This is a genomic window from Methylobacterium sp. A54F, assembly GCF_053346035.1.
In genome coordinates, this window is sequence record NZ_JBKFBF010000017.1 from 24,704 (window position 1) to 46,829 (window position 22,126).

At 73.3% G+C, this 22,126-nt stretch carries 19 protein-coding genes; 12 read left to right on the plus strand and 7 right to left on the minus strand.

The genetic code is table 11. From position 1 onward, the window contains the following. Positions 1-4 precede the first annotated feature (4 nt). Both ACLBXP_RS22345 and bchF read right to left on the minus strand, forming a co-directional pair. Entirely contained in the window at positions 5-1,291 is a 1,287-nt protein-coding gene (locus tag ACLBXP_RS22345) for a ferredoxin:protochlorophyllide reductase (ATP-dependent) subunit N (RefSeq protein ID WP_447670025.1), read from the minus strand. Then, entirely contained in the window at positions 1,288-1,794 is a 507-nt protein-coding gene (gene bchF / locus ACLBXP_RS22350) for a 2-vinyl bacteriochlorophyllide hydratase (protein WP_447670026.1), read from the minus strand. The genes ACLBXP_RS22345 and bchF overlap by 4 nt, the downstream gene beginning before the upstream one ends. Before the next feature lie 275 nt (positions 1,795-2,069). Here bchF and ACLBXP_RS22355 point away from each other — a divergent pair, with 275 nt between their 5' ends. The 12 genes from ACLBXP_RS22355 (at position 2,070) to ACLBXP_RS22410 (ending at position 16,236) form a co-directional block, all read left to right on the plus strand. Beyond that, positions 2,070-2,951, plus strand: a complete 882-nt coding sequence (locus ACLBXP_RS22355; RefSeq protein WP_447670027.1) for a cobalamin B12-binding domain-containing protein — start codon at positions 2,070-2,072, stop codon at positions 2,949-2,951. A 35-nt stretch (positions 2,952-2,986) separates the two neighbouring features. Further along, the gene (ppsR, locus tag ACLBXP_RS22360) at positions 2,987-4,429 is read left to right on the plus strand and encodes a transcriptional regulator PpsR (protein ID WP_447670028.1); all 1,443 of its coding nucleotides are present in this window, start codon (positions 2,987-2,989) and stop codon (positions 4,427-4,429) included. 122 nt (positions 4,430-4,551) lie between these two features. After that, positions 4,552-5,436 carry a chlorophyll synthase ChlG gene (gene chlG / locus ACLBXP_RS22365; RefSeq protein WP_447670029.1) on the plus strand — a complete coding sequence of 295 codons (885 nt, stop codon included), beginning with the start codon at positions 4,552-4,554 and terminating at the stop codon, positions 5,434-5,436. Further along, a complete protein-coding gene (locus tag ACLBXP_RS22370; protein WP_447670030.1) occupies positions 5,436-6,764 on the plus strand; it encodes a BCD family MFS transporter in 1,329 nt (442 codons plus the stop codon). Before chlG ends, ACLBXP_RS22370 begins: the two co-directional genes overlap by 1 nt. Before the next feature lie 12 nt (positions 6,765-6,776). Beyond that, positions 6,777-7,958: a geranylgeranyl diphosphate reductase gene (locus ACLBXP_RS22375; protein WP_447670031.1), complete on the plus strand. Its 1,182-nt coding sequence runs from the start codon at positions 6,777-6,779 to the stop codon at positions 7,956-7,958. A 20-nt stretch (positions 7,959-7,978) separates the two neighbouring features. Further along, entirely contained in the window at positions 7,979-8,446 is a 468-nt protein-coding gene (locus tag ACLBXP_RS22380; RefSeq protein ID WP_447670085.1) for a TspO/MBR family protein, read from the plus strand. 1 nt (position 8,447) lies between these two features. Next, the gene (locus ACLBXP_RS22385; protein WP_447670032.1) at positions 8,448-8,804 is read left to right on the plus strand and encodes a hypothetical protein; all 357 of its coding nucleotides are present in this window, start codon (positions 8,448-8,450) and stop codon (positions 8,802-8,804) included. Between the two features lie 40 nt (positions 8,805-8,844). Beyond that, positions 8,845-10,437, plus strand: coding sequence for a c-type cytochrome (locus tag ACLBXP_RS22390; protein ID WP_447670033.1), 1,593 nt, complete (start codon positions 8,845-8,847; stop codon positions 10,435-10,437). Positions 10,438-10,654: 217 nt separating this feature from the next. Beyond that, positions 10,655-11,461: an SDR family NAD(P)-dependent oxidoreductase gene (locus ACLBXP_RS22395; protein WP_447670034.1), complete on the plus strand. Its 807-nt coding sequence runs from the start codon at positions 10,655-10,657 to the stop codon at positions 11,459-11,461. Positions 11,462-11,519: 58 nt separating this feature from the next. Beyond that, positions 11,520-12,920 carry a dihydrolipoyl dehydrogenase gene (locus ACLBXP_RS22400; protein WP_447670035.1) on the plus strand — a complete coding sequence of 467 codons (1,401 nt, stop codon included), beginning with the start codon at positions 11,520-11,522 and terminating at the stop codon, positions 12,918-12,920. A gap of 104 nt (positions 12,921-13,024) precedes the next feature. Beyond that, the gene (locus tag ACLBXP_RS22405) at positions 13,025-15,634 is read left to right on the plus strand and encodes a histidine kinase dimerization/phosphoacceptor domain -containing protein (protein WP_447670036.1); all 2,610 of its coding nucleotides are present in this window, start codon (positions 13,025-13,027) and stop codon (positions 15,632-15,634) included. 2 nt (positions 15,635-15,636) lie between these two features. Continuing rightward, on the plus strand, positions 15,637-16,236 hold the full coding sequence (locus ACLBXP_RS22410) for a biliverdin-producing heme oxygenase (protein ID WP_447670037.1): 600 nt from the start codon (positions 15,637-15,639) through the stop codon (positions 16,234-16,236). Here the strand turns inward: ACLBXP_RS22410 and ACLBXP_RS22415 are convergent. From ACLBXP_RS22415 to mutM, 5 genes are all read right to left on the minus strand, one after another. Continuing rightward, entirely contained in the window at positions 16,202-17,842 is a 1,641-nt protein-coding gene (locus tag ACLBXP_RS22415; RefSeq protein WP_447670038.1) for a hypothetical protein, read from the minus strand. The genes ACLBXP_RS22410 and ACLBXP_RS22415 overlap by 35 nt on opposite strands. A 97-nt stretch (positions 17,843-17,939) precedes the next feature. Continuing rightward, the gene (gene gmk, locus ACLBXP_RS22420) at positions 17,940-18,623 is read right to left on the minus strand and encodes a guanylate kinase (RefSeq protein ID WP_447670039.1); all 684 of its coding nucleotides are present in this window, start codon (positions 18,621-18,623) and stop codon (positions 17,940-17,942) included. Positions 18,624-18,650: 27 nt separating this feature from the next. Further along, positions 18,651-19,514 carry a YicC/YloC family endoribonuclease gene (locus tag ACLBXP_RS22425; protein WP_447670040.1) on the minus strand — a complete coding sequence of 288 codons (864 nt, stop codon included), beginning with the start codon at positions 19,512-19,514 and terminating at the stop codon, positions 18,651-18,653. 91 nt (positions 19,515-19,605) lie between these two features. Beyond that, positions 19,606-20,976, minus strand: a complete 1,371-nt coding sequence (gene mltG / locus ACLBXP_RS22430; RefSeq protein WP_447670041.1) for an endolytic transglycosylase MltG — start codon at positions 20,974-20,976, stop codon at positions 19,606-19,608. A gap of 168 nt (positions 20,977-21,144) precedes the next feature. Next, positions 21,145-22,044, minus strand: coding sequence for a bifunctional DNA-formamidopyrimidine glycosylase/DNA-(apurinic or apyrimidinic site) lyase (gene mutM / locus ACLBXP_RS22435; RefSeq protein WP_447670042.1), 900 nt, complete (start codon positions 22,042-22,044; stop codon positions 21,145-21,147). Positions 22,045-22,126 lie beyond the last annotated feature (82 nt).

Here is a 22,126-nt window from a genome sequence, read left to right on the forward strand (position 1 = left end):
GGTCCTAGACCTCCAGCCGGGTGCGGCGCAGGAGGGGCCGGGCGAACAGCTCGGCGAGGTCGCCGGCCTGCTCGTAGCCCTGGATCGGCGTGAACAGGAGCTCGATCGACCACTTCGTCGAGAAGCCCTCCGCCTCCAGCGGGTTGGCGAGGCCGAGGCCGCAGACCGTGAGGTCGGCCGCCGCCGCGCGGGCCCGGTCCATCTGGTCGTCGAGGCTCTGACCCTCGACCACCCGGGTGCCGGGGGGCAGCAGGGCGAGGTCCTCGGCGAGGTGCGTCCGGTGCAGGTAGGGCGTGCCGACCTCGGCGAGCCCCATGCCGAGCTCCCGCGCGAGGAAGCGGGCGAGCGGCACTTCGAGCTGCGAATCGGGGAAGAAGAACACCCGGCGGCCGGCAAGCCGCTCGCGATGGGCCTCGAGGGCCGTGGCGGCGCGGGCCCGGCCGGGGGCGGTCACCGCCGCGAATCGCTCCGGCGCGACGCCCCAGGCCTCGGCCGCGGCCTTGAGCCAGAGCGTGGTGCCCTCGGCCCCGAGGGGGAACGGTGCCGGCAGGCGCCGGGCGCCGCGCGCCTCGAGGGCCCGCGCGGTGTCGGCGAGGAAGGGCTGCGCGAGCAGGAAGCGGGTCTCGGGCCCGACCGGCGGCAGGTCGCCCGCGTGCCGGGCCGGCAGGAAGCGCACGGGCGCGATCCCGAGATCGGCGAGGAGGCGCGCGAACTGGTCCTCGACCACGTCCGCGAGGGCGCCGACGACGAGGAGGGAGGCCGGCGCGTCGGCGGGCGCCCGCGGCAGCTCGGGCACGAGGGCGGCCAGGCAGGCATCCTCGCCCTGCGTGAAGGTCGTCTCGATGCCGCTGCCCGAGTAGCTGAGCACCCGCACCCCCGGCGTGAGGCGGCGCGAGAGCCGCTGCGCGGCCTGGGCGAGGTCGAGCTTGATCACCTCGGACGGGCAGGAGCCGACGAGGAACAGCAGGCGGATGTCGGGGCGCCGCTCGATGAGGCGACCCACCACCCGGTCCAGCTCCTCGTTCATGTCGGCGAGGCCCGCGAGGTCGCGCTCGTCGATGATCGCGGTGGCGAAGCGCGGCTCGGCGAAGATCATCACGCCGGCGGCCGACTGGATCAGGTGCGCGCAGGTGCGCGAGCCGACCACGAGGAAGAAGGCATCCTGGATCTTGCGGTGCAGCCAGACGATGCCGGTGAGGCCGCAGAACACGGCGCGCTGGCCCCGCTCCTGGTGGAGCGTTGCCGGGCCGCAGCTCTCCGCCGCGGACGGGACGGGCGCGTGGGCGTTCACCGGGCACCCCCGGGGACCAGGGTAAGGCGCGGGGGCGCCTGGCGCCGGGCGGCGCGCAGCTTCAGGACGAACTGCGCCGCGTTCACCGCGTAGGTCGCGTAGGCGGCGAGCGCCAGCCACATCAGGCCGGTCGTGTCGAGGAGGCCGAGGGCGAGCGCGGCGAGGTAGGCCGTGTGGAGGGCCAGCACCGCCATGCTGACCACGTCCTCCCAGTAGAAGGCCGGGGCGAACAGGTAGCGCCCGAACACCGCCTTCTCCCAGATCGAGCCCGTCACCATGATGGCGTAGAGCACGAGGGTCTTGGCCACGACGGAGAGGTTGGCGGCGGCCTCGCCCTCCCCCGTCGCGAGCACCCGCAGCACCAGGGCGAGGCTCACCAGGAAGACGAGGAACTGCAGGGGCGCCAGGATGCCCTGGACCAGCGTCCACCGGGTCGCATCGCGGCGCGCGCGCTCGGCGGAGGTGTAAAGCGGCGGTGACGTCGGCCGGCCCCTCGGACCCATCGCGTGACCCTTCCCTGCCCATGGTCTGCCTTGCGTGGGCCGACCTTGAATGGGAGCCTAGGGAGGGCTCAGGCGAGTGTCAATCTTGCTTTACGTCCACAAATTATGACAACAATTGATAAGTCCCCGGCCAATGGGCCCATTGCCATTACGGAGGAGCGGCGTATCGTTGCGGTCAAGCCGCCCGGTTCGTGAAGGTGGTATGCCACGAAGCCCGTCTCGTCATGGCCGGTGATCTTTCGATCACTCGCCTTGAGCGACCATGGGAGGGATCGATGGAAGACGCTGGGCGCTCGAAGGAGCGGTCCGCGCACGGCTCGTGGGCTGGCGCGGCATCGGTGTGCGAACCCGGGGACGCGGTCTACCGGTCGGAGCCCGTTCGGGTCGATCGCTGGCACGGGCGCCTCGCCCAGGTCGTGCAGGCCGAAATCATCCCGCGGCTGATGCTGGCCCATAGGAGCGCGAACCTGCGCAGGGCGGGCGGGCGCAAGCCGACGCCGGAGGAGATCGAGGCCTTCTGCGCCGCGCTCCTCATGCCTGATCCCGAAGCGGTCGAGGCCCGCCTCGCGGAGCTGATTCAGGGCGGCCTCGGTCTCGACGGCCTGCTCCTCGACCTCCTCGCGCCCACGGCCCGGTACCTCGGCGGCCTCTGGGAGGAGGACCTCTGCGATTTCACCGAGCTGACGGTGGCCATGGGCCGGCTGCAGCGGATCATGCACGACCTCACCCTCCGGTGCGGCGGCGAGCCGGCCCGCGCGTCGAGCGTGCGCAGCATCCTGCTCGCGCCCTGCCCGGGCGAGACGCACGTCTTCGGCCTGTCGATCCTCGATCGCTTCTTCCGGGACGCCGGCTGGGAGGTGACGGGGACGCAGCTCGATCCGAGCCCGGACCTGTCGGCGCTCGTGGCGCGGAGCTGGTTCGACGTTGTCGGGTTGTCCCTCGGCAGCGAGGTGTTGCTGCCCGTCCTCGCCGAGACGGTGCGTGCGCTGCGCGAGGAATCATGCAACCCGCGCCTGAACATCCTCGTTGGGGGCGCGATCTTTGTGGACAACCCGGGCTACGCGACCCTCGTCGGGGCCGACGCTACGGCGGCAGATGCCCGCCGGGCGGTGTTCCGGGCTGAAAGCTTGCTTGATCTGCAGGCCCGAGCCTGCTGAAAGACCCGTCCGACGGCATCACGAAGTGGTGACTATTGACCAGTCTGGCGAGCAGGGCCGCGCACGCGCCATTCGCGGCACTCCATGAATCCCTCGGCGGCCCCGCCGCCGGACTCCTTGTTGCGGCCGCAACCGACCTGTCCCTCGTCATCGATGCCGGCGGCGTGATCCGCGAGGCGGTGTTCGGCGAACCCGACCTCGCCGCCGAGGGCTGCGCGGACTGGCTCGGCCGCCCCTGGATCGACACCGTGACGGTGGAGAGCCGCCCGAAGATCAACGCCCTCCTGCGGGACGCGGCCACTGGGGCCGTGACGCGCTGGCGCCAGGTGAACCACCCCTCCGGCAGCGGGGCCGACCTGCCGATCCGCTACGCCTCGATGCGCCTCGCGCCGGACGGACCGATCATCGCCATCGGCCGGAACCTGCGCTCCACTGCCGCGCTGCAGCGCAAGCTCGCCGAGACGCAGCAGGCCCTGGAACGGGACTATCTGCGGCTGCGCGGCGCCGAGACGCGCTACCGCATGCTGTTCCAGCTCGCGAGCGAGGCGGTGCTGGTGGTCGATGCCGCCACGCGCCGGGTCACCGAGGTGAACCCGGCGGCGGTGCGCCTGCTCGGGCGCCCGGAGAAGCGCATCCTGGGCCAGGACGCCGTCGACCTCTTCGACGACGGCAGCGCCCGCGACTTGGCGCATCTCTTCACGGGGCTGCGCATCACCGGCCAGGCCGGGGAGATCGAGGCGCGGCTCGGCCAGGGCCGCGGCGGCGTCCAGGTCGCCGCCTCCCTGTTCCGGCAGGACAGCACGACGAGCGCCCTGCTGCGCCTCTCCGGCGGCGAGGCCGCCCTCGGGCAGTCCCCCGCCAACGCCTCCGTGCTCGACGTGGTGGCCGGCATGCCCGAGGGCTTCGTGGTCACCGACCTCGGCCACCGCGTGCTCGCGGCCAACGGCGCCTTCCTCGACCTCGCGCAGGTGGCGACGGAGGAGCAGGCCCGGGGCGAGAGCCTCGACCGCTGGCTCGGCCGCGAGGAGACCGAGGCCTCGGCCCTGTTCGCGACGCTGCGCGAGCACGGCGCCGTGCGCAACTTCACCACCGTGCTGCGCGGCAGCCTCGGCTCCCGCGAGGAGGTCGAGGTGGCCGGCGTCTCGGTGCCGCAGGGCGACCAGCCCTGCCTCGGCTTCACGATTCGCAGCGCCCCCCGCCGCGTGGCGCTCGCCTCCGCGGGCGGCCACGAGTTGCCCCGCTCCGTGGAGCAGATGACCGAGCTCGTCGGGCGCGTCTCGATGAAGAACCTCGTGCGCGAGACGACGGACCTGATCGAGCGCCTCTGCATCGAGGCGGCGCTGCGCATCACCCGGGACAACCGCGCCTCGGCCGCCGAGATGCTCGGCCTCAGCCGCCAGGGGCTCTATGCCAAGCTGCGGCGCTACGGGATCGGCGACCTCGACGCCGCGGACGCGGCCGACGAAGGCGCGCGCTGAGGCGGGGTCCGCGCCGGCGGATGCAGTCCTTCGCAGCTGCGAGAAATAAAGCCCCCGTCCCAGCACAGCATCGATGTCATCTCAACTTGACACGTTGGGCTGTCAGATCTTAGCGTTATGCCATGGCTACGCCGGCTCCAAGCGCATTCGTCGAGCTTCTCAAGCCGATCACGTGGTTCGCGCCGATGTGGGCCTATGCCTGCGGCGTCATCTCCTCGGGCCAGTCCCCGCACGGGCAATGGACGATGATCGCGGCCGGCGTGCTCCTCGCCGGACCCCTCGTCTGCGCCACCAGCCAGGCGGTCAACGACTGGTACGACCGCCACGTGGACGCCATCAACGAGCCGGCGCGGCCGATTCCCTCCGGGCGCATCCCCGGCCGCTGGGGCCTCTACATCGCGGCGGGCTGGACGGCCCTGTCGCTCGCCGTCGCCGCCTCCCTCGGCCCCTGGATCCTCGGCGCCGCCCTGTTCGGCCTCGTCCTCGCCTGGCTCTACAGTGCGCCGCCCCTGCGCCTGAAGCGCAACGGCTGGTGGGGCAACTCCGCGGTGGCGATCTGCTACGAGGGCCTGCCCTGGTTCACCGGCGCCGCCGTGATGGCGGCCGCGGTGCCGGACCGGCGGGTGCTCCTCGTCGCCCTGCTCTACTCGGTCGGCGCCCACGGCATCATGACCCTCAACGACTTCAAGTCCGTGGAGGGCGATGCCCGCACGGGCATCCGCTCCCTGCCGGTGCAGCTCGGGACGGACGCCGCCGCGCGCTTCGCCTGCCTCGTGATGGCGCTGCCGCAGGCCGCGGTGATCCTCTGCCTCCTCGCCTGGGACCGGCCCTGGCATGCCGGGCTGGTGGGGCTGCTGCTCGCCGGCCAGTTCGCGCTGATGCCGCGCCTCCTGGCTGCCCCGCGCGAGAAGGCTGCCTGGTACAACGGCACCGGCACCACCCTCTACGTGCTCGGGATGCTCGCCGCCGCCTTCGCGCTGCGGCCCGTCGTGGCGGGGGCCCTGTGATGGCGCCGTTCCTGAGTTGGACCGCCATCGTCCGCCTCGGCCTCGTCCAGACGGCGCTCGGCGCCGTCGTGGTGCTGATGACCTCGACGATCAACCGCGTGATGGTGGTGGAGCTCGCCCTGCCCGCCGTGGTGCCTGGCGGCCTCGTGGCGCTCCACTACGCCGTGCAGGTGCTGCGCCCCCGCTGGGGCTACGGCTCGGACGTCGGCGGCCGCCGCACGCCCTGGATCGTCGGCGGCATGGCCGCGCTCTGCCTCGGCGGCTTCCTGGCCGCGGTCGCCACCGCGCTTGCCGAGACGCAGCAGGCCGCCGGCCTCGGCCTCGCGGTGCTGGCCTTCCTCATGGTCGGCATGGGCGCCGGCGCGGCCGGGACCTCGCTGCTGGTGCTCCTCGCCGGCGGCGTCGCGCCGGAGCGGCGGGGGGCGGCCGCCACCATCGTGTGGGTGATGATGATCGCGGGCTTCGCCGTCACGGCGCCCCTCGCCGGGCACTTCCTCGATCCGTTCTCGGGCGCGCGGCTCGTCGCGGTCTCGGGCACCGTCTCGCTCTGCGCCCTGGCGCTGGCGCTGGCCGCCGTGTCCGGCCTCGAGCCGCGGGTGCCGCGGGTGGCGGCGGCGGCCGAGCGCAAGCCGCCCTTCCGCGCGGTCCTGGCACGGGTCTGGGCCGAGCCCGAGGCCCGGCGCTTCACGGTGTTCATCTTCGTGGCGATGCTCGCCTACAGCGCGCAGGAGCTGATCCTGGAGCCCTTCGCGGGCCTCGTCTTCGCGATGACGCCGGGCGTCACCACGAAGCTCGCGGGGCTGCAGCACGGCGGTGTGCTGGCCGGCATGCTCGCGGTGGCCGGCCTCACCCTCGGCATCGGCGGCCCGCTCATCGGCTCGCTGAAGCTGTGGACGGCCGTCGGCTGCGCGGGCTCCGGCGCGGCGCTCCTCGGCATCGCCGCCGGCGGCCTCGTCGGGCCGGACTTCCCCCTGCGCATGCTGGTGTTCGCGCTGGGCTTCTTCAACGGCGTCTTCGCGGTCGCGGCGATCGGCTCGATGATGGGGCTCGCGGGTGCGGGCGGCGAGGCGGAGCGCGGCACCCGCATGGGCGTCTGGGGCGCGGCGCAGGGCGTCGCGTTCGGCTCCGGCGGCTTCCTCGGCACCGTGGCGGTCGATCTCGCCCGCCTCGCCCTGCCTCCGGTCAACGCTTACGCGGCGGTGTTCACGGCCGAGGCCGTCCTGTTCGGGGTCGCCACGGTGATCGCCCTGCGGGTGACCCACGCGCAGGCGACCCGCACGCCCCGGCGCGCGCGGCCCGCGACGCTTCAGCTCGAACCCCGCTTCTAGGGAGCCCCTCCGATGCCCGAGCCGACCGAGACCTTCGACGTGGTGGTGGTCGGCGGCGGCCCGGCCGGCGCCACCGCCGCCGCGGACCTCGCCCGCGCGGGGCGCCGGGTGCTGCTCCTCGACAAGGCCGGCCGCATCAAGCCGTGCGGCGGCGCGATCCCGCCCCGCCTGATCCGCGACTTCGCGATCCCCGACCACCTCCTCGTCGCCCGCATCACCTCGGCCCGGATGATCTCGCCGGCCGACAAGCGGGTCGACATGCCCGTGGGCGACGGCTTCGTGGGCATGGTCGACCGCGAGCACTTCGACCCCTGGCTGCGCGACCGCGCGGCGCTGGCGGGGGCCGAGCGGCGCGACGCCACCTTCACGCGCATCACCCGGGAGGGGAGCGAGACCCTCGTCCATTACCGCGCGGGCGCGGCCGAGGAGGCCGTGCGGACCCGCCTGGTGATCGGGGCGGACGGGGCCACCTCGGCGGTCGGGCGCGCCGAGATCCCGGGCCACGCCGCCATGCGGCAGGTCTTCGCCTACCACGAGATCGTCCGCCGGCCGGAGGCCGGTGCCGACGTGGAGGCCACGCGCTGCGACGTCTTCTACCAGGGGCGGCACTCGCCCGATTTCTACGCCTGGATCTTCCCCCACGGCGACACGATCAGCGTCGGCACCGGCTCGGCCCGCAAGGGCTTCTCGCTGCGCGGCGCCATCCGCAACCTGCGCGCCGCGACGGGGCTGGAGGGCGCCGTCACGGTCCGCCGCGAGGGCGCGCCGCTCCCCCTCAAGCCCCTGCGGCGCTGGGACAACGGCCGCGACGTGCTGGTCACCGGGGACGCGGCCGGCATCGTGGCGCCCGCCTCCGGCGAGGGCATCTACTACGCGATGCTCGGCGGCCGCCTCGCGGCCGAGGCCGCCGAGCTCTTCCTGGTCACCGGCCGGGCCGCCGCGCTCCGCCAGGCACGCAAGCGCTTCATGCGCCTGCACGGGCGCGTGTTCCTGATCCTGCGGATCATGCAGGCGGTCTGGTACCGCAACGACGCCCTGCGCGAGCGCTTCGTCTCGATCTGCCGGGACAAGGACGTCCAGCAGCTCACCTGGGACTCCTACATGAACAAGGAGCTGGTGCGGGCCAAGCCCGCCGCGCACGCGCGGATCTTCTTCAAGGACCTCGCGCACCTGTTCCGCTGGGTCTCCCCGTGACGGCTCCCGGTGCGGACTGGATGCCCGTGCTCGTGGCGGCCCTGGTCGCGGTGGCGACGGGCTTCGCGGGCGGCCTGCTCACGGTGACGGGGCCCTGGTACCACGGGCTGCGCCAGCCGGCCTGGAAGCCGCCGGACTGGGCGTTCGGGCCGGTCTGGGCGACGATCCTCGCCTGCGCGGTGGCCTCCGCGGCGATGGCCTGGGGCGCGGCCGATGCGGGTGCCCGGGGGCTGCTGGTGGCGGCCTATGCGGTGAACGTCGTGCTCAACGTCGCCTGGAGCGGCCTGTTCTTCCGCGCCCGGCGCCCGGACTGGGCTTTGGCCGAAGTCGTGCTCCTCTGGCTCTCCGTGCTGGCCCTCGTCGTCGTCACGGCACCGGCCTCGACGGCGGCCGCCCTCCTGCTCCTGCCCTACCTCGCCTGGGTCGGCGTGGCGGCGGTGCTGAACCTCAGGATCGTGCGGCTGAACCGTCCCTTCGGGAGGGCCTGAGATGGCTGCGCTGTTCGCGAGCGGCGGCATCGTCGAGGCGATCCTCGTCCTCGTCGCCATCGAGGCCGCACTGCTCCTCGTCCTGCATTATCGCACCGGGCGCGGCCCCGCGCCGGCGCCGCTCCTCCTCAACCTCGCGGCGGGCGCCGCGCTGATGCTGGCCCTGCGCGCCGCGCTGGTCGGTGCCCCGTGGCCGGCCGTCGCCGGCTGGCTCATCGCCGCCCTCGCGGCCCATCTCGCCGAGATGGGGCTGCGCTTCCGCGCGCCGGGCCCCCGGTCGCTTCGCCGCAGGCTACGAAATCGTGAGGCAGGAACTTCGTCGCGAAAGCTCGCGTTCAACGCGCGAACCGCGCGCTGAACTATCGTTCATCCCCCTCGAACTCCGGAGAATCGGCATCATGCGTAGTATAATCGCCCTTGCCGCAACCTCCGGTCTGTTCCTGGCCGCGGGGCTGGCGGGCACGAAGCCGGCGGCCGCGCAGGGGACGGCGCCCGACGCCGACCTCGTCAAGCGCGGCGAGTACCTCGTCACCGCCGGCGACTGCGTCGCCTGCCACACCGCGCCGGACGGCAAGAAATTCGCCGGCAACTACGTGCTGGACACGCCGATCGGCAAGATCCGCACCCCCAACCTCACGCCCGACAAGGAGACCGGCCTCGGCAACTGGACCGAGGAGGATTTCGAGCGCGCCTTCCGGCACGGCATCACCAAGGACGGGTCCTACCTCTACCCGGCCTTCCCGTTCGGCTGGTACACGAAGGTGGCCCGTGACGACGTGAAGGCGATCTGGGCCTACCTGCAATCGCTGGAGCCCGTGAACGAGAAGCGCAAGCCCAACGAGATCCCCTTCCCGTTCAACATCCGCACGGCGCTCATCACCTGGCGCACGGCCTTCTTCACCCCCGGCGAATTCCAGCCGGACCCGAACGCCAGCGCCGAGGTGAACCGCGGTGCATACCTCGTGGAGGGCCTCGGCCACTGCGGCATGTGCCACAACGAGCGCAAGCTCGTCGGCAACAGCGGCCTCGCCGGCAAGCTCGGCGGCGGCGTCATCGACGGCTGGTACGCGCCGAACATCACGCCCGCCGACCACCAGGGCATCGGCTCCTGGAGCGACGACCAGGTCGTCGTCTACCTCAAGACTGGCACGGCGCCCGGCGACAAGCCCGGCGTGGCCGCCGGACCCATGCGCCAGACCATCCAGGAATCGCTGAGCAAGATGACCGACGCCGACCTGAAGGCGATGGTCGCCTACCTGCGCACCCAGAAGGCCCGCGAGACCTACAAGGTGAAGGACCTCGAGGCCTTCAACCAGCCCGGCGCGCCGGGCGCGGGCGTCTACCTCAGCTACTGCTCGTCCTGCCACAAGCCGGACGGCAAGGGCGTCGAGGGCGCGATCCCGGCCCTGGCCGGCAACACCTCGGTGCAGTCTGCGGGCCCGGAGACCGTCATCAACGTCATCCTCGGCGGGCTGGCGGCGCAGAGCGGCTACGCGCCGATGCCGGCGGTGGGCCAGGGCATGACCAACCAGCAGATCATCGACGTGACCGACTACGTCCGGAACTCCTGGGGCAACGCGGCGCCGGTGATCCGCGACGAGGGCATCGTCGCCACGGCCCGCGACAAGATCAGGACGCAGCTCGCCGGCAACGCGCCCTGCGGGCAGATCGAGCAGGAGGACGTCGCCAAGGCGATCTATTCCGCCGGGTCCGAGGAGGCGCTGAAGGGCGCCAAGCCCGAGGACTTCGTGCCGCGGCTCGACGGGCTGCTGCCCAAGATCAAGTCGGCCGCGCCGGGCGCCAAGGACGACGACATCGTCAACGGCCTCACCTCGGTCTACTGCCGCGTCGCCAAGGACGGCTGGGACGCGGCCAAGCTGCCTTGGCACGCGGCGATCGGCAGCTTCAGCAACGTCGCCTACAGCCAGCTGAAGCACCCCGAGCGGCAGGCGAGCGGCGCCCCGATGCCGACCGCGCCGAAGCCGAACTGAGGGATCGGGCCCCGCGCCCTGCGCGCCCGGGCCACCGCGCCCCGGCTCCCTTTGCCGCAGGCCGCGACCCGGCCGGAACGATCCGATACCCCCCGTGTTGGCCCGCGACGGCCGGCCGGGGGGCCTCGTTCGAGACAGTTGCGACGCGGCGTGGCCGCGCGGTCTCACCCCCTCCCGATCGGCTCACCTCAGCATCAGCCCTTCGGAAGGACGACCCATGGACCTCGGAATCAGCGGACGCGTCGCCGTCATCACCGGCGGCGATTCGGGCATGGGCTACGCCACGGCCGAATACCTCCTGCGCGAGGACGTGAAGATCGTCCTGTCGGACGTGGACGACGACAAGGTGCAGGAGGCCGCCAAGGAACTCGCGCGGCTCGGCGACGTGCGCGCCGTGGCGGCCGACCTCAGCAACATGGCCGGCATCGACAGGCTCAAGGACTTCGCGGACCGGGCCTTCGGCGAGAAGCCGACGATCCTCGTCAACGCCGCCGGCATCACCGGCGCGACGGGCGACTTCCTGGAGATCGACGACGACGCCTGGCTCGAGACCATCCAGGCCGACCTGATGGTGGCGGTGCGCACCTGCCGGGCCTTCATCCCGGGGATGCGCGCGGCCAAGTGGGGCCGCGTGGTGCTGTTCACCTCCGAGGACGCGGTGCAGCCCTACGTCGAGGAGTTGCCCTACTGCGCCGCCAAGGCCGGCCTGATGAATCTGACGAAGGGCCTCTCCAAGGCTTACGGGCCGGACGGCGTGATGGTGAACTCGGTGGCGCCCGCCTTCGTGGCGACGCCGATGACCGACGCCATGATGGAGAAGCGCTCCAAGGAGCTCGGCGTCTCCTTCGACGAGGCGATCGAGAGCTTCCTCGACGAGAAGCGGCCCGGCATGGTGCGCAAGCGCCGCGGCAAGGCTGAGGAGGTCGCGGCCGCCGTCGCCTTCCTGTGCTCCGAGCAGGCGAGCTTCATCACCGGCGAGAACCTGCGGGTGGATGGCGGCGCCGTCTTGACCATGGCGAGCTGAGCCCGCCCGCGCGGGATCCGGCACGGCCCTGACAGCAACGAACGGGGGGAGACGCGCGATGCGCGAGGTGGAGTGTGACGTCGCTGTCATCGGGGCCGGTTCGGCGGGGATCGCTGCCTTCCGCGCGGCCTCCGAGGCCGGGGTCCGGGCCGTGCTGATCGAGCGCGGCCCCGGGGGGACGACCTGCGCCCGGGTCGGCTGCATGCCCTCTAAGCTCCTCGTCGCCGCGGCAGACGCCGCGCACGCGGCCCGCGGCGCCGGCCTGTTCGGGGTGCGCGTGCCGGCCGTGGAGGTCGACGGGCCCGCGGTCCTAGCGCGGCTGCGGCGGGAGCGGGACCGCTTCGTCGCCGCCGTGTTCGACGGGCTCGACGACATCCCGGCGGAGCAGCGCATCGGCGGCAGCGCCCGCTTCACCGACGGAAATGCCCTCGTGGTCGACGATCACACCCGCGTCCGCTTTCGCGCGGCGGTGGTCGCCGCCGGGTCGAGCCCCAGCGTGCCGAAGCCCCTGCGAGACCTCGGCGACCGCGTGCTGACCACCGACACCCTGTTCGAGATCGCCGACCTGCCCGGAAGCCTCGCGGTGCTGGGCGGCGGCCCGGTCGGCGTCGAGATCGCGCAGGCGATGGCGCGGCTCGGCGTCGCCGTGAGCCTGTTCGACGTCTCCGGCGCTCTGGCGGGCCTCAGCGAGCCCGGCCTCGTCGCGGAGGCCGCCGACCTGTTCGGCCGCGAGATCACACTCCACCTCAACGGCGAGGTCACGGGCGGGACCCGGGAGGGCGACGGGGTCCGGTTGCACTGGAAGGACGAAGACGGAGCAGAGGCCAGCGGGGCCTTCGACCGCGTCCTCGCCGCGGCGGGCCGTCCCCCGAACGTCGCCGGTCTCGATCTCGCGGCGGCCGGCCTCCGGCTCGACGACAAGGGGATGCCGGCCTTCGACCCGCGCAGCCTCCTATGTGCGGAGGGGCCGATCCTGATCGCGGGGGATGCCAGCGCGGTACGGCCGGTGCTGCACGAGGCGAGCCGCCAGGGCCGCATCGCCGGGCGCAACGCGGCCCGGATCGCCCAAGGCGAGGCGGCGGAGGCGCCGGACCCCTGGGTCGCCCTCGCCATGGTCTTCACCCAGCCGCAGGCGGCGACGGTCGGGGCGCCCTACGATGCCGACGACCGGTCGCGCGTCGTCGGCCGCACCTCATTCTCCGATCAGGGGCGGGCGCGGGTGGATGGCGTCAACGCCGGCGGGATCGCGCTGTGGGCCGACCGGGAGGGCCGGCTCCTCGGGGCCGAGATGCTCGGTCCGCAGGTCGAGCACCTGGCGCACATCGTCGCCTACGCGATTCAGGATCGATGTCGGGTCCACGATCTCGTCGATCGTCCGGTCTACCACCCCACGGTTGAGGAAGGACTGAGTTCTGCATTGTATGAAATCATACAGGAGCTTGAGAACGATCGGTCCTGACCGGTCCTGAACCCGCGCGCATCTTCGCGATTGCGCTCCGAAACGATTGCGCTGATGCCGGGGGCCGTCCATACCGGTCCGCCGATGAACACGTTCGCTCCTTGATGCCGGCCGCTCACGACGACGTCGCCGCCGACCTCGACGCCGACCTCGACGCCTTGGCGCCGGAGGCGCTCGACCGCCTGGGAGACGGCGTGATCGGGCTCGACGAGTCGGGCCTCGTCACCGTCTTCAACGCCGCGGCGAGTGCCCTGACCGGGCTCGCGGCGAGCACGGTGCTGGGCCGCAGCTTCTTCCGCGAGGTCGCGCCGAGCACCAACGTGCCGGGCTTCCACGGGCGCTTCCTGGCGGGGCTCCGGCGCGGCGCGCTGGACGAGCGCTTCGAGTTCGTGTTCGGCCGCCTGCCGCAGCCGGTCCGCGCCGGCGTCCGGATGTGGCGCGGGCGCGAGCGCGTGTGGCTCCGGCTGTCGCCCCGCGAGAGCCCCGGCGCCGGCACCTCCCGCGAGGCGGTGCTCGCCGCGATCGGCCGGCGGGTACGGGCCGAGCCGGTGGACGCCTCCATCTGCGAGCGGGAGCCGATCCACATCCCCGGCTCGATCCAGCCGAACGCCGTGATGCTCGCGGCCGACACCCGCGGCCTGCGGATCCTCGCCCACAGCGTGAACGTCCACGACGCCGTGCCGGACGACGGGGTCCCGCTCGCCGGACGGCCGCTGGACAGCGTGCTGCCCGCCGCCTTCGTGGCGATGATCCGGGCGCGGCTCGCCAGCGGGACGCTCGACGACGGCCGCAGCATCCGGCGCCTGATCCGCCTCTCGACGGCCCGCGGCGTGCCCGCCTACCACGTCGTCGCCCACGCCCACGCGGACCGCGTGATCATCGAGCTCGAACGGGCGCCCGACGACCCGGAGGACTTCTCGGTCGCGAGCCAGACCGACACCGAGCTGGCGGTGGCGCGGCTGCGCATGGCGGAGACCCTCGCGGGCGCCGCCCGCATCGCCGCCCTGGAGGTCCGTGCCCTGACGGGCTTCGAATCGATTCTGGTCTACCGGTTCGACGCGGAGTGGAACGGCGAGGCGATCGCCGAGGACATGGTTCCGGACTGGTCGCGCCGGCTCCTCGGCCTGCGCTTCCCGGCCTCCGACATCCCGGCCCAGGCCCGCAACCTCTACACGAAGTCGAAGAGCCGCTTCGTGATCGACCGCGACAGCGTGCCGGTGCCCCTCGTCGCCGCGCCGGCCGCCGGCAATGCGCCGATCGACCTCACCTTCGCGCAGCACCGCACCCTCTCGCCGATCCATCTGGAGTATCAGCGCAACCTCGGCGTGAACGGCTCGATGTCGATCTCCATCATGGTCGAGGGCCGGCTCTGGGGCCTGATGATCGGCCATCACCGGCAGCCTCACTACGTGGCGCCCGAGACCCGCGCGGCCGCCACCGTCCTCACCGACGCCTTCGCGATGCGGGTGCAGGAGATCGAGGCCCGCACCCTTTGGGCGGAGCGGCAGGCCCACCTCGACATCGAGGGACGGCTGGTGCGCGAGCTGACCCGCTCCGACGACTTCGTCGCCTCCCTCACCGGCGGCTCGGTGACGCTCCTCGACCTGTTCGGCGCGACCGGCGCCGGCATCGTATCGGGCGAGACGGTGACGCTGATCGGCACCTGCCCGCCTGCGGAGGCGGTGCGCGAGCTCGTCGGGTGGCTGAGGGGCCGGCTCGAACCCGGCTCCGCGATCTTCGCGACCCACGCCCTGCCGACCGATTTCCCCCCGTTCGCTCGGCACCGGGGAATCGCGAGCGGCCTGCTCGCCGCCGTGGTCGACGCCGCGCGCGCCAACATCCTCCTGTGGTTCCGCCCCGAGGTGCCGAGCACGGTCACCTGGGGCGGCGACCCCCGCAAGCCGGTGCTGGCGGGCAGCGGCCCCGTGGCGGTGCTGCCGCGGCGCTCCTTCGAGCGCTGGGTGGAGGAGCGCACGGGCTTCGCCGCGCCGTTCCCCGAGTGGCAGGGCTCGCTCGCCGCCGCGCTTGCCCAGGCGGTGGAGGGCGTGGTGCTGCGCCAGCGCCGCAAGATCGACGAGCTCACCGGGCTGCTGGCCGAGAAGGAGCGCCTCCTCGCGCAGAAGGACATTCTCACGCGTGAGATCGACCACCGGGTCAAGAACTCCCTGCAGATCGTCTCGGCCTTCCTGCAGATGCAGCGCCGTCAGGTCTCCGATCCGGACGCCCGGCAGGCCTTCGCGGAGACCTCCGCCCGGGTGATGAGCGTCGCCCGGGTGCATGACAGCCTCTACCAGGCCGAGAGCGTCGAGGAGGTCGACCTCGGGCAGACCATCGAGACCCTGTGCAGCGACCTCGCCGGCATGGCGGGCGAGGGCCACGCCCTCGACATCTCCGCCGAGCCGGGCCTGATGGTGCCCTACCGCAAGGCCGTGGCGCTCTCGCTGATCGCCACCGAGCTCGTCACCAACGCCTTCAAGTACGCGGGCCGCCCGGGCAGCGTCAGCCGCATCGCCGTCAGCGTCTCGGGGCTCGAGCCCGGCGCCGTGCGGCTGCGGGTCTGCGACGATGGGACGGGCCTGCCCGAGAACTGGGCCGAGGCACGTCCGCAGGGCACCGGCCTCGGCATGAAGCTGATCCGGGCGATGCTCGACCAGATCAACGCCCGCCTCGACGTCGCCAACGAGCCCGGCGCCTGCTTCACGGTCACGGCCTGAGCTTGACCGGACCATCCCTGCACGAGCGCCTGCGCGCCGCGACGGCGCCGGCCCACGCCGCGCTGGAGCGCGACCTCGACTGGCGGGCGCGGGTCGCGACGCGCGCGGGCTACCGCGCCCTCCTCGCCCGGCTCTACGGCTTCCACGCGGTCTACGAGCCGGCGATCGACGCCGGCCTCGCGGACGAGCCTTTCTTCGGTCCGCGCCGCCGGCTCCATCGCCTCGAAGCGGATCTGCGCCACCTCGGCCTGCCGCTGGACGCTGCCGCCGCCCTGCCCCGGCCGGAGGCGATCCTCGCCGAGGGACCGGCCGCGGCGATGGGCGCGCTCTACGTGCTGGAGGGCTCGACGCTCGGCGGTCTCGTCATCGGCGCGCATATCGGCCGCCTGCACGGGCTGTCGGCCGAGGGCCTCGCCTATTACCGCGCGCACGGCCGCGACAGCGCCGCCATGTGGGCGGCCTTCCGGAGGCGGCTCGACGCCGGCAGCGACCCCGAGGCGACGCTCCGCGCCGGGATCGCCACCTTCGAGGCGATGCGCGACTGGCTCTGCGCCGCGCCCGGGAGTCTCAGCGCAGCTCCGGACGCACCCGGTACAGCGTGAAGCGGGGACCCGCGGCCACCGCCGCGAGGCGGGCGGGCAGCGGGTTCGGCGCGGGTGGGCCGACGACGCACAGGTAGGCGTAATCCGCGAGCCAGTTCCGCAGGAAGGCCGGGGTCCCGGCGGGCGCCGGACCCTGCGCGAGGGCGACGAGCCGGGCGACCGGCACCGGTCCGCCGTAAGGCAGCGCCAGGCCCGCGTCGCGCGGCCCCGCCGCGATGGGCTGCTTGCCGGTCGCCGTGAACAGGGTCGGCACGAAGGCGTCGGCGTAGGCCACCGCCAGCACGGGCGCGTGGTAGATCGGATAGCCGGCGAGGTCGGCGAGCGGCGGGTCGAGGGCCTCGCCGCTGTGCCCGATGAGGAGGCGCGCCCCCGGCTCCATCCGCGCGAAGGCCCGGGTCAGCCCGGCGAAGTCGTCCCGGTACGAGGTCCAGACCGCCGCCGTAGTGGCGATGCTCGCGAGCGTCAGCCCCACCACGAGGGCGCCCGCCGCGCGCTGCCAGCGCCGGTCGGGGAAGGTCACGGTGAGGAAGGCCGGCAGGATGAGCGTCGCGGCGACGATCACCCGGATATCGACGAAGGCCGTATCGAGGAGCATCCACGGCATGGCGGCGTAGAGCGCCGCGAAGGCCGCGGCGAGCCAGGGGCCCGGCCCCGTCAGCAGCAGGGCGCCCCGCCGGGCGAGCGCCGCGCCGAGGCAGAGGAGCGCGATGCCGCCGAGGCCGGAGAGCGCGGCGCTGTAGCCGTTGAGCGCGAGGAACGGCCAGAGCGCCTTGAGGTCGAGGTGCCAGGTGCTGCCGGCCCCGCCGACGCTTCCGCCGCCCAACCGCATCAGGCCGAGCACCAAGAGCGCCGGCCCCGCCAGCGTCGCGACGGCCGCGAGGACGGCGCGCCGGCCCGGCCGCGCCGCGCGCGCGCGCCACAGCTCGTGCACGCCGAGGGTGAAGCCGTAGAGCCCGAGGGCGAACAGGTGCGCGGCGGCCAGCAGCACCACGAAGCCCGCATGGGCCGCGAGGCGCAGCCACGGCATCCGCGGGCCGAGGCGCAGCCAGAGCGCGATGCCCCAGAGCGCCAGCCCGAGGCCGAACTCGAAGTTCACGAAGCCCCAGGCGAAGGGCAGGCTGTAGAGCATCAGCACGCCCGCGTAGCCCGAGAGCGCGTGCCGGCCCTTCACCGCCACCTCGATCGCCACGGCGCCGCTCACCACGAGGATCTGGCTCGCCACGAGGAACCACCGGGCCGCCGCCTCGACGCCGACGAGCCGCGCCAGCGCCGGCACGATCAGGTCCATGGCGAGGTTCGGGTAGAGCGCCCAGGCGACGCGGTAGAGCGGGTGCGCCTCCGGCCCACCGTCGCGGGCGAGGAGGTACATGCGGGCGAGGTGGTTCGGATAGTCCACCATCGCGGGGACCGGCGTCGCCAGCACGGGCAGCAGGGCGAGGCCGAGGAGCGCGAGGACCGGCCAAGTCCGCGGCAGCGTTCGCCGCCAAGCCCGCGGCAGCGTTCCCCGCCAAGCCCGCGGCAGCGTTCCGGACGACGGCAGCGCAGCGCTGCCCGGAGCGGCGCTCCGGGGCACGGGGGCTTCGATGGCGCCTGCCCGCGTTGCCAACGCCGTCCTCCTCCGCCCTCATCGGCGGCCGGACCTTAGGCGCGGAAGGGTTAAGGGCGGATGTGCCTGCGGCCGGGACCGGGCGCCGGTCGAACCGTCAGCCGGCCCGCTCCTCGCCGAGAAGCCCTTCGACGAAGGCGCCGAGGCCGGTGCGGCGGGTGCGCCTCAGGCGCTCGGCCGCCAGGATGCCCTGCAGGGCCCTGAAGGCGTTCTGGAGGTCGTCGTTGACGATGACGTAATCGTACTCGACCCAGCGCTGGATCTCGCTGCGGGCGTTGGCGAGGCGCTTCTCGATGGTGGCGGGCGAATCCTCCGCCCGGCGCTCCAGGCGCTGGCGCAGCTCCGCGAGGCTCGGCGGCAGGATGAAGACGGTCACCACGTCCTCGGCGAGCTTCGCGCGGACCTGCCGGGTGCCCTGGTAGTCGATGTCGAAGATCATGTCGCGGCCGCTTGCGAGCACCCGCTCCACGGGCCGTCGCGGCGTGCCGTAGAAGTTGCCGTGCACCTCCGCCCATTCGAGCAGGTCGTCGCGGTCGCGCAGGTCCTCGAAGGCCTCGCGGTCGATGAAGTGGTAGTGGCGGCCGTCGATCTCGGAAGGGCGGCGCGCCCGGGTGGTCACCGAGATCGACAGGTCGAGGCCCCAGCCGCCGTCCTGCGCGATGGCGCGGGTGAGCGTGGTCTTGCCGGCGCCGGAGGGCGAGGACAGGATCAGGATCAGCCCGCGGCGGGCGATGGCCGGCTGGCCCGCGGGCCCGGGCGCGGTTTCGATGGCGTTGCTCATGCGCGCTCGACTGTGGCTCCCTGCGGGCTACTCGACGTTCTGGACCTGCTCGCGGAATTGCTCCACCACGGCCTTCAAGTCGAGTCCGATCCGCGACAGGCTGATGTCGTTGGCCTTGGCGCAGAGGGTGTTGGCCTCGCGCCCGAGCTCCTGCGCCAGGAAGTCGAGCCGCCGCCCGATCGCCCCGCCCCCCGCGAGGAGGTCGCGCGCCGAGGCGAGGTGCGCCCGCAGCCGGTCGAGCTCCTCGCGCACGTCGGCCTTGGCGGCGAGCAGCACCGCCTCCTGGTGCAGCCGACCGGCGTCGAGGTTGCCGGCCTCGATCAGGCTCGCGACGCTGGCGGCGAGCCGCGCCCGCACCGCCTCCGGCTTGCGGGCCGGGCATTCCTCGGCGGCCTCGGTCAGCGTGGCCATCGCATCGATCTGGCCGCGGATGATCTCCTCGAGCTGGCGGCCCTCGGCGCGGCGCGCCTCGACGAGGTCGGCGACGAGGCGCACCACGCCCTCGGCGAGGTCGCGGGCGAGGGAATCGGCCTCGGGCGCCGCCTCCTCCTCGGTCTCGACGACGCCGCGCAGGGACAGGAGCCCGTCGAGCGTCGCGGGACCCAGGCCCTCGGGGCGCGGCACGCGGGCCACGGAGGCCGCGAGGCTCGCGAGCAACGCCTCGTTGATCCGCACGCGCGCGGCGGTCTCCGGCCGGGTCAGGTTGAGGGAGAGCTGGCACTGGCCGCGGGCGAGCGTCTTCTGCAGGGCGGTGCGCGCGACCTCGCCGACGCCGTCGTAGCCGCCGGGCACCCGCACCCGCACGTCGAGCCCGCGCCCGTTGACGCTGCGGACCTCCCAGGCCCATTGCACCGGCCCGCTGGTGCCGGTGACCCGGGCGAACCCGGTCATGCTCGCGATCATCGTGCTGGCGCCCTCGTCGTCGTGGGCCCAGCGCAGTAGCACGGAACGGGGCGGATGGGCGATGCGGGGCCTGCCCCCGTCAGGGCTGGCGCAGCACCGGCACGGTCTTGGGCGAGCCGAGATCGAAGGTCTTGTTGCGCAGGGGATCGAGGCGGGTGCCCTCGGAGGCGTCGAAGCCGCGGCCCCTGGCGGGGCCCGCGCCGTCGAACGCGAAGGCCGCGTTGTTGCCCGGCGCGTAGGCCGAGGCGCGGCCGGGGGCCGTCGTGTCGGCGCCGGGATCGACCTTGTCCACGCCGCCGGCATCGGGCGTCGGTGCGCTCTGGCGGGTCTTCTCGACCTGCCGCCAGCGGGCGACGTTCTTCTGGTGGCCTTCGAGGGAATCCGCGAAGGCGTGGCCGCCGGTGCCGTCGGCCACGAAGTAGAGGTCCTTGGTGCGGGAGGGGTTCGCCACCGCCTCGAGCGCCGCGCGGCCCGGGTTGGCGATCGGCCCCGGCGGCAGGCCCTCGATCACGTAGGTGTTGTAGGGGGTGGCCCGCTCGATCTCGGAGCGCTGGATGCCGCGCCCGAGGGTGCCGCGGCCGCCCACCAGCCCGTAGACGATGGTCGGGTCGGATTGCAGGCGCATGCGCTTGTTGAGGCGGTTGACGAACACGCCGGCAACGCGCGGTCGCTCGTCGGCGCGGCCGGTCTCCTTCTCCACGATCGAGGCCAGCGTCACCATCTCGGCCGGCGTGCGCACGGGGACGTCGGCGCTGCGGCGCAGCCAGATCTGGTTCAGCACCTCGCGCTGCTTCGCCTTCATCAGGTTGACGATCTGCTGCCGGGTGGCGCCGCGCTCGAACTTGTAGGTGTCGGGCAGGAGCGAGCCCTCGGCCGGGATCTCGCCGACCTCGCCGGTGAGCACGTCGTTCTCGTTGAGGCGGACCACGATCTGCTCGCTGGTCAGCCCCTCCGGGAAGGTGATGGCGTGCTGGACCTGGCGGCCGGAGGTCATCGTGTCGATGGCCTCGTTGATGCTCGCATGGGCCTTGAAGTTGTACTCGCCGGCCTTCAGCGGCGGCTTGCCCCCGAAGCGGGCGGCGAACTCGAACAGGCCCGTATGGCCGATCACGCCCTCGCGGCTGAGGATCTCGGCGATCTCGCCGGTGCCGCTGCGGGTCGGGATCACGACGACCTTGTCGGCCGGCAGCGGGCCGGGCTCCTGCACCTGCCGCTGGAACAGGGTGAGCCCGATCATCGCGCCGATGGCGATCACGACCGCGAAGGTGAAGAGGCCGCTGATCGTGGCGAGGAGGCCGCCGCGCTCGCGCTCCGGCTGCTCGGGCGGCTGCGGCGCCGCGGTCGGCTTGATCGCCTCGCCGGGCGAGCGCGGGGAGAGCCGGTGGGGCAGCAGGGGCTCGTCCGAGGTGATCGGCGTCGGCGCGGGCGTCTTGCGTCTGCGGAAGAACATCGAAATCCTGCTCGGGCTCGCGTGCCCCGGCCCGCGGCCCGGCCCCGTCGCCGCCCGCCCGGATCGGGGGGAGCGCCGGGACAGGCTCGCGCGGCGCGCGCCGGAGCCGGTCGCGCATTCAGCACCTTAAGCCGGTTTGTGGCGAAATTGCCGCGCGCGTGAGCAGCCTCAGCGCCGGGCGGGCGGCTGGCAGGCGGCGCAGTAGAAGGTCGAGCGGCCGGCCTGCACCATCCGGGCCACGATGCCGCCGCAGCCCGGGGCCGGGCAGGGCTCGCCGGTGCGGTCGTAGACCCGGAAGGCGTGCTGGAAGGCGCCGGCGCTGCCGTCCGTGTGGGCGTAGTCGCGCAGCGTCGAGCCGCCCGCCGCCACCGCCTCGGTGAGCACGTCGCGGATCACCCCGGCGAGGCGCTTCGCCTGGGGCGTGGGCCGCCCGTCCGCCCGCGCCAGCGTGCCGGACGGGGTCTCGGGGTGGAGGCCCGCCCGGTGCAGGGCCTCGCAGACGTAGATGTTGCCGAGCCCCGCGATCAGGCGCTGGTCGAGAAGCGCGGCCTTGAGCGGCGTGATGCGGTGGCGGAACAGGCGGGCGATCGCTTCTCCGGTCAGCTCGGGGCCGAGGGGCTCGATGCCCATGCCCGCGAAGTGGCGGCAGGTCGCGAGCCCGTCCGTCGGCACGAGGTCCATGAAGCCGAAGCGGCGCACGTCGTTGTAGGTGACGGTGGCGCCGTTCCCCATCGCCATGACGACGTGGTCGTGCTTGGGCCGCCCCTGCGCGCCTTCGAGGTAGAAGTCGCCCGGCGACAGGTTCCGACCGTCCGCCAGCGCCACGTCGAAGCGCCCGCTCATGCCGAGGTGCATGATCAGGGTCTCGCCGGAATCGAGCCCGGCCGCGAGGTACTTGGCGCGGCGGTTCAGGTCCGTGACCGTGCGGCCCTCGAGGCGCTCGCGAAAATTCTCGGGGAAGGGAAAGCGCAGGTTCGGGCGGCGGAGCGTGACGCGGCTGAAGCGGGCGCCGACCAGGGCCGGCGCGAGGCCGCGCCGGACGGTCTCGACCTCGGGAAGCTCGGGCATCGCGCGGGATCTGATGTGTGGACAGCGTCCCCGCCGATATCGCCCCGCTGCGGCCCTCGTGCAATCCGGGCGCGGGGTCGCA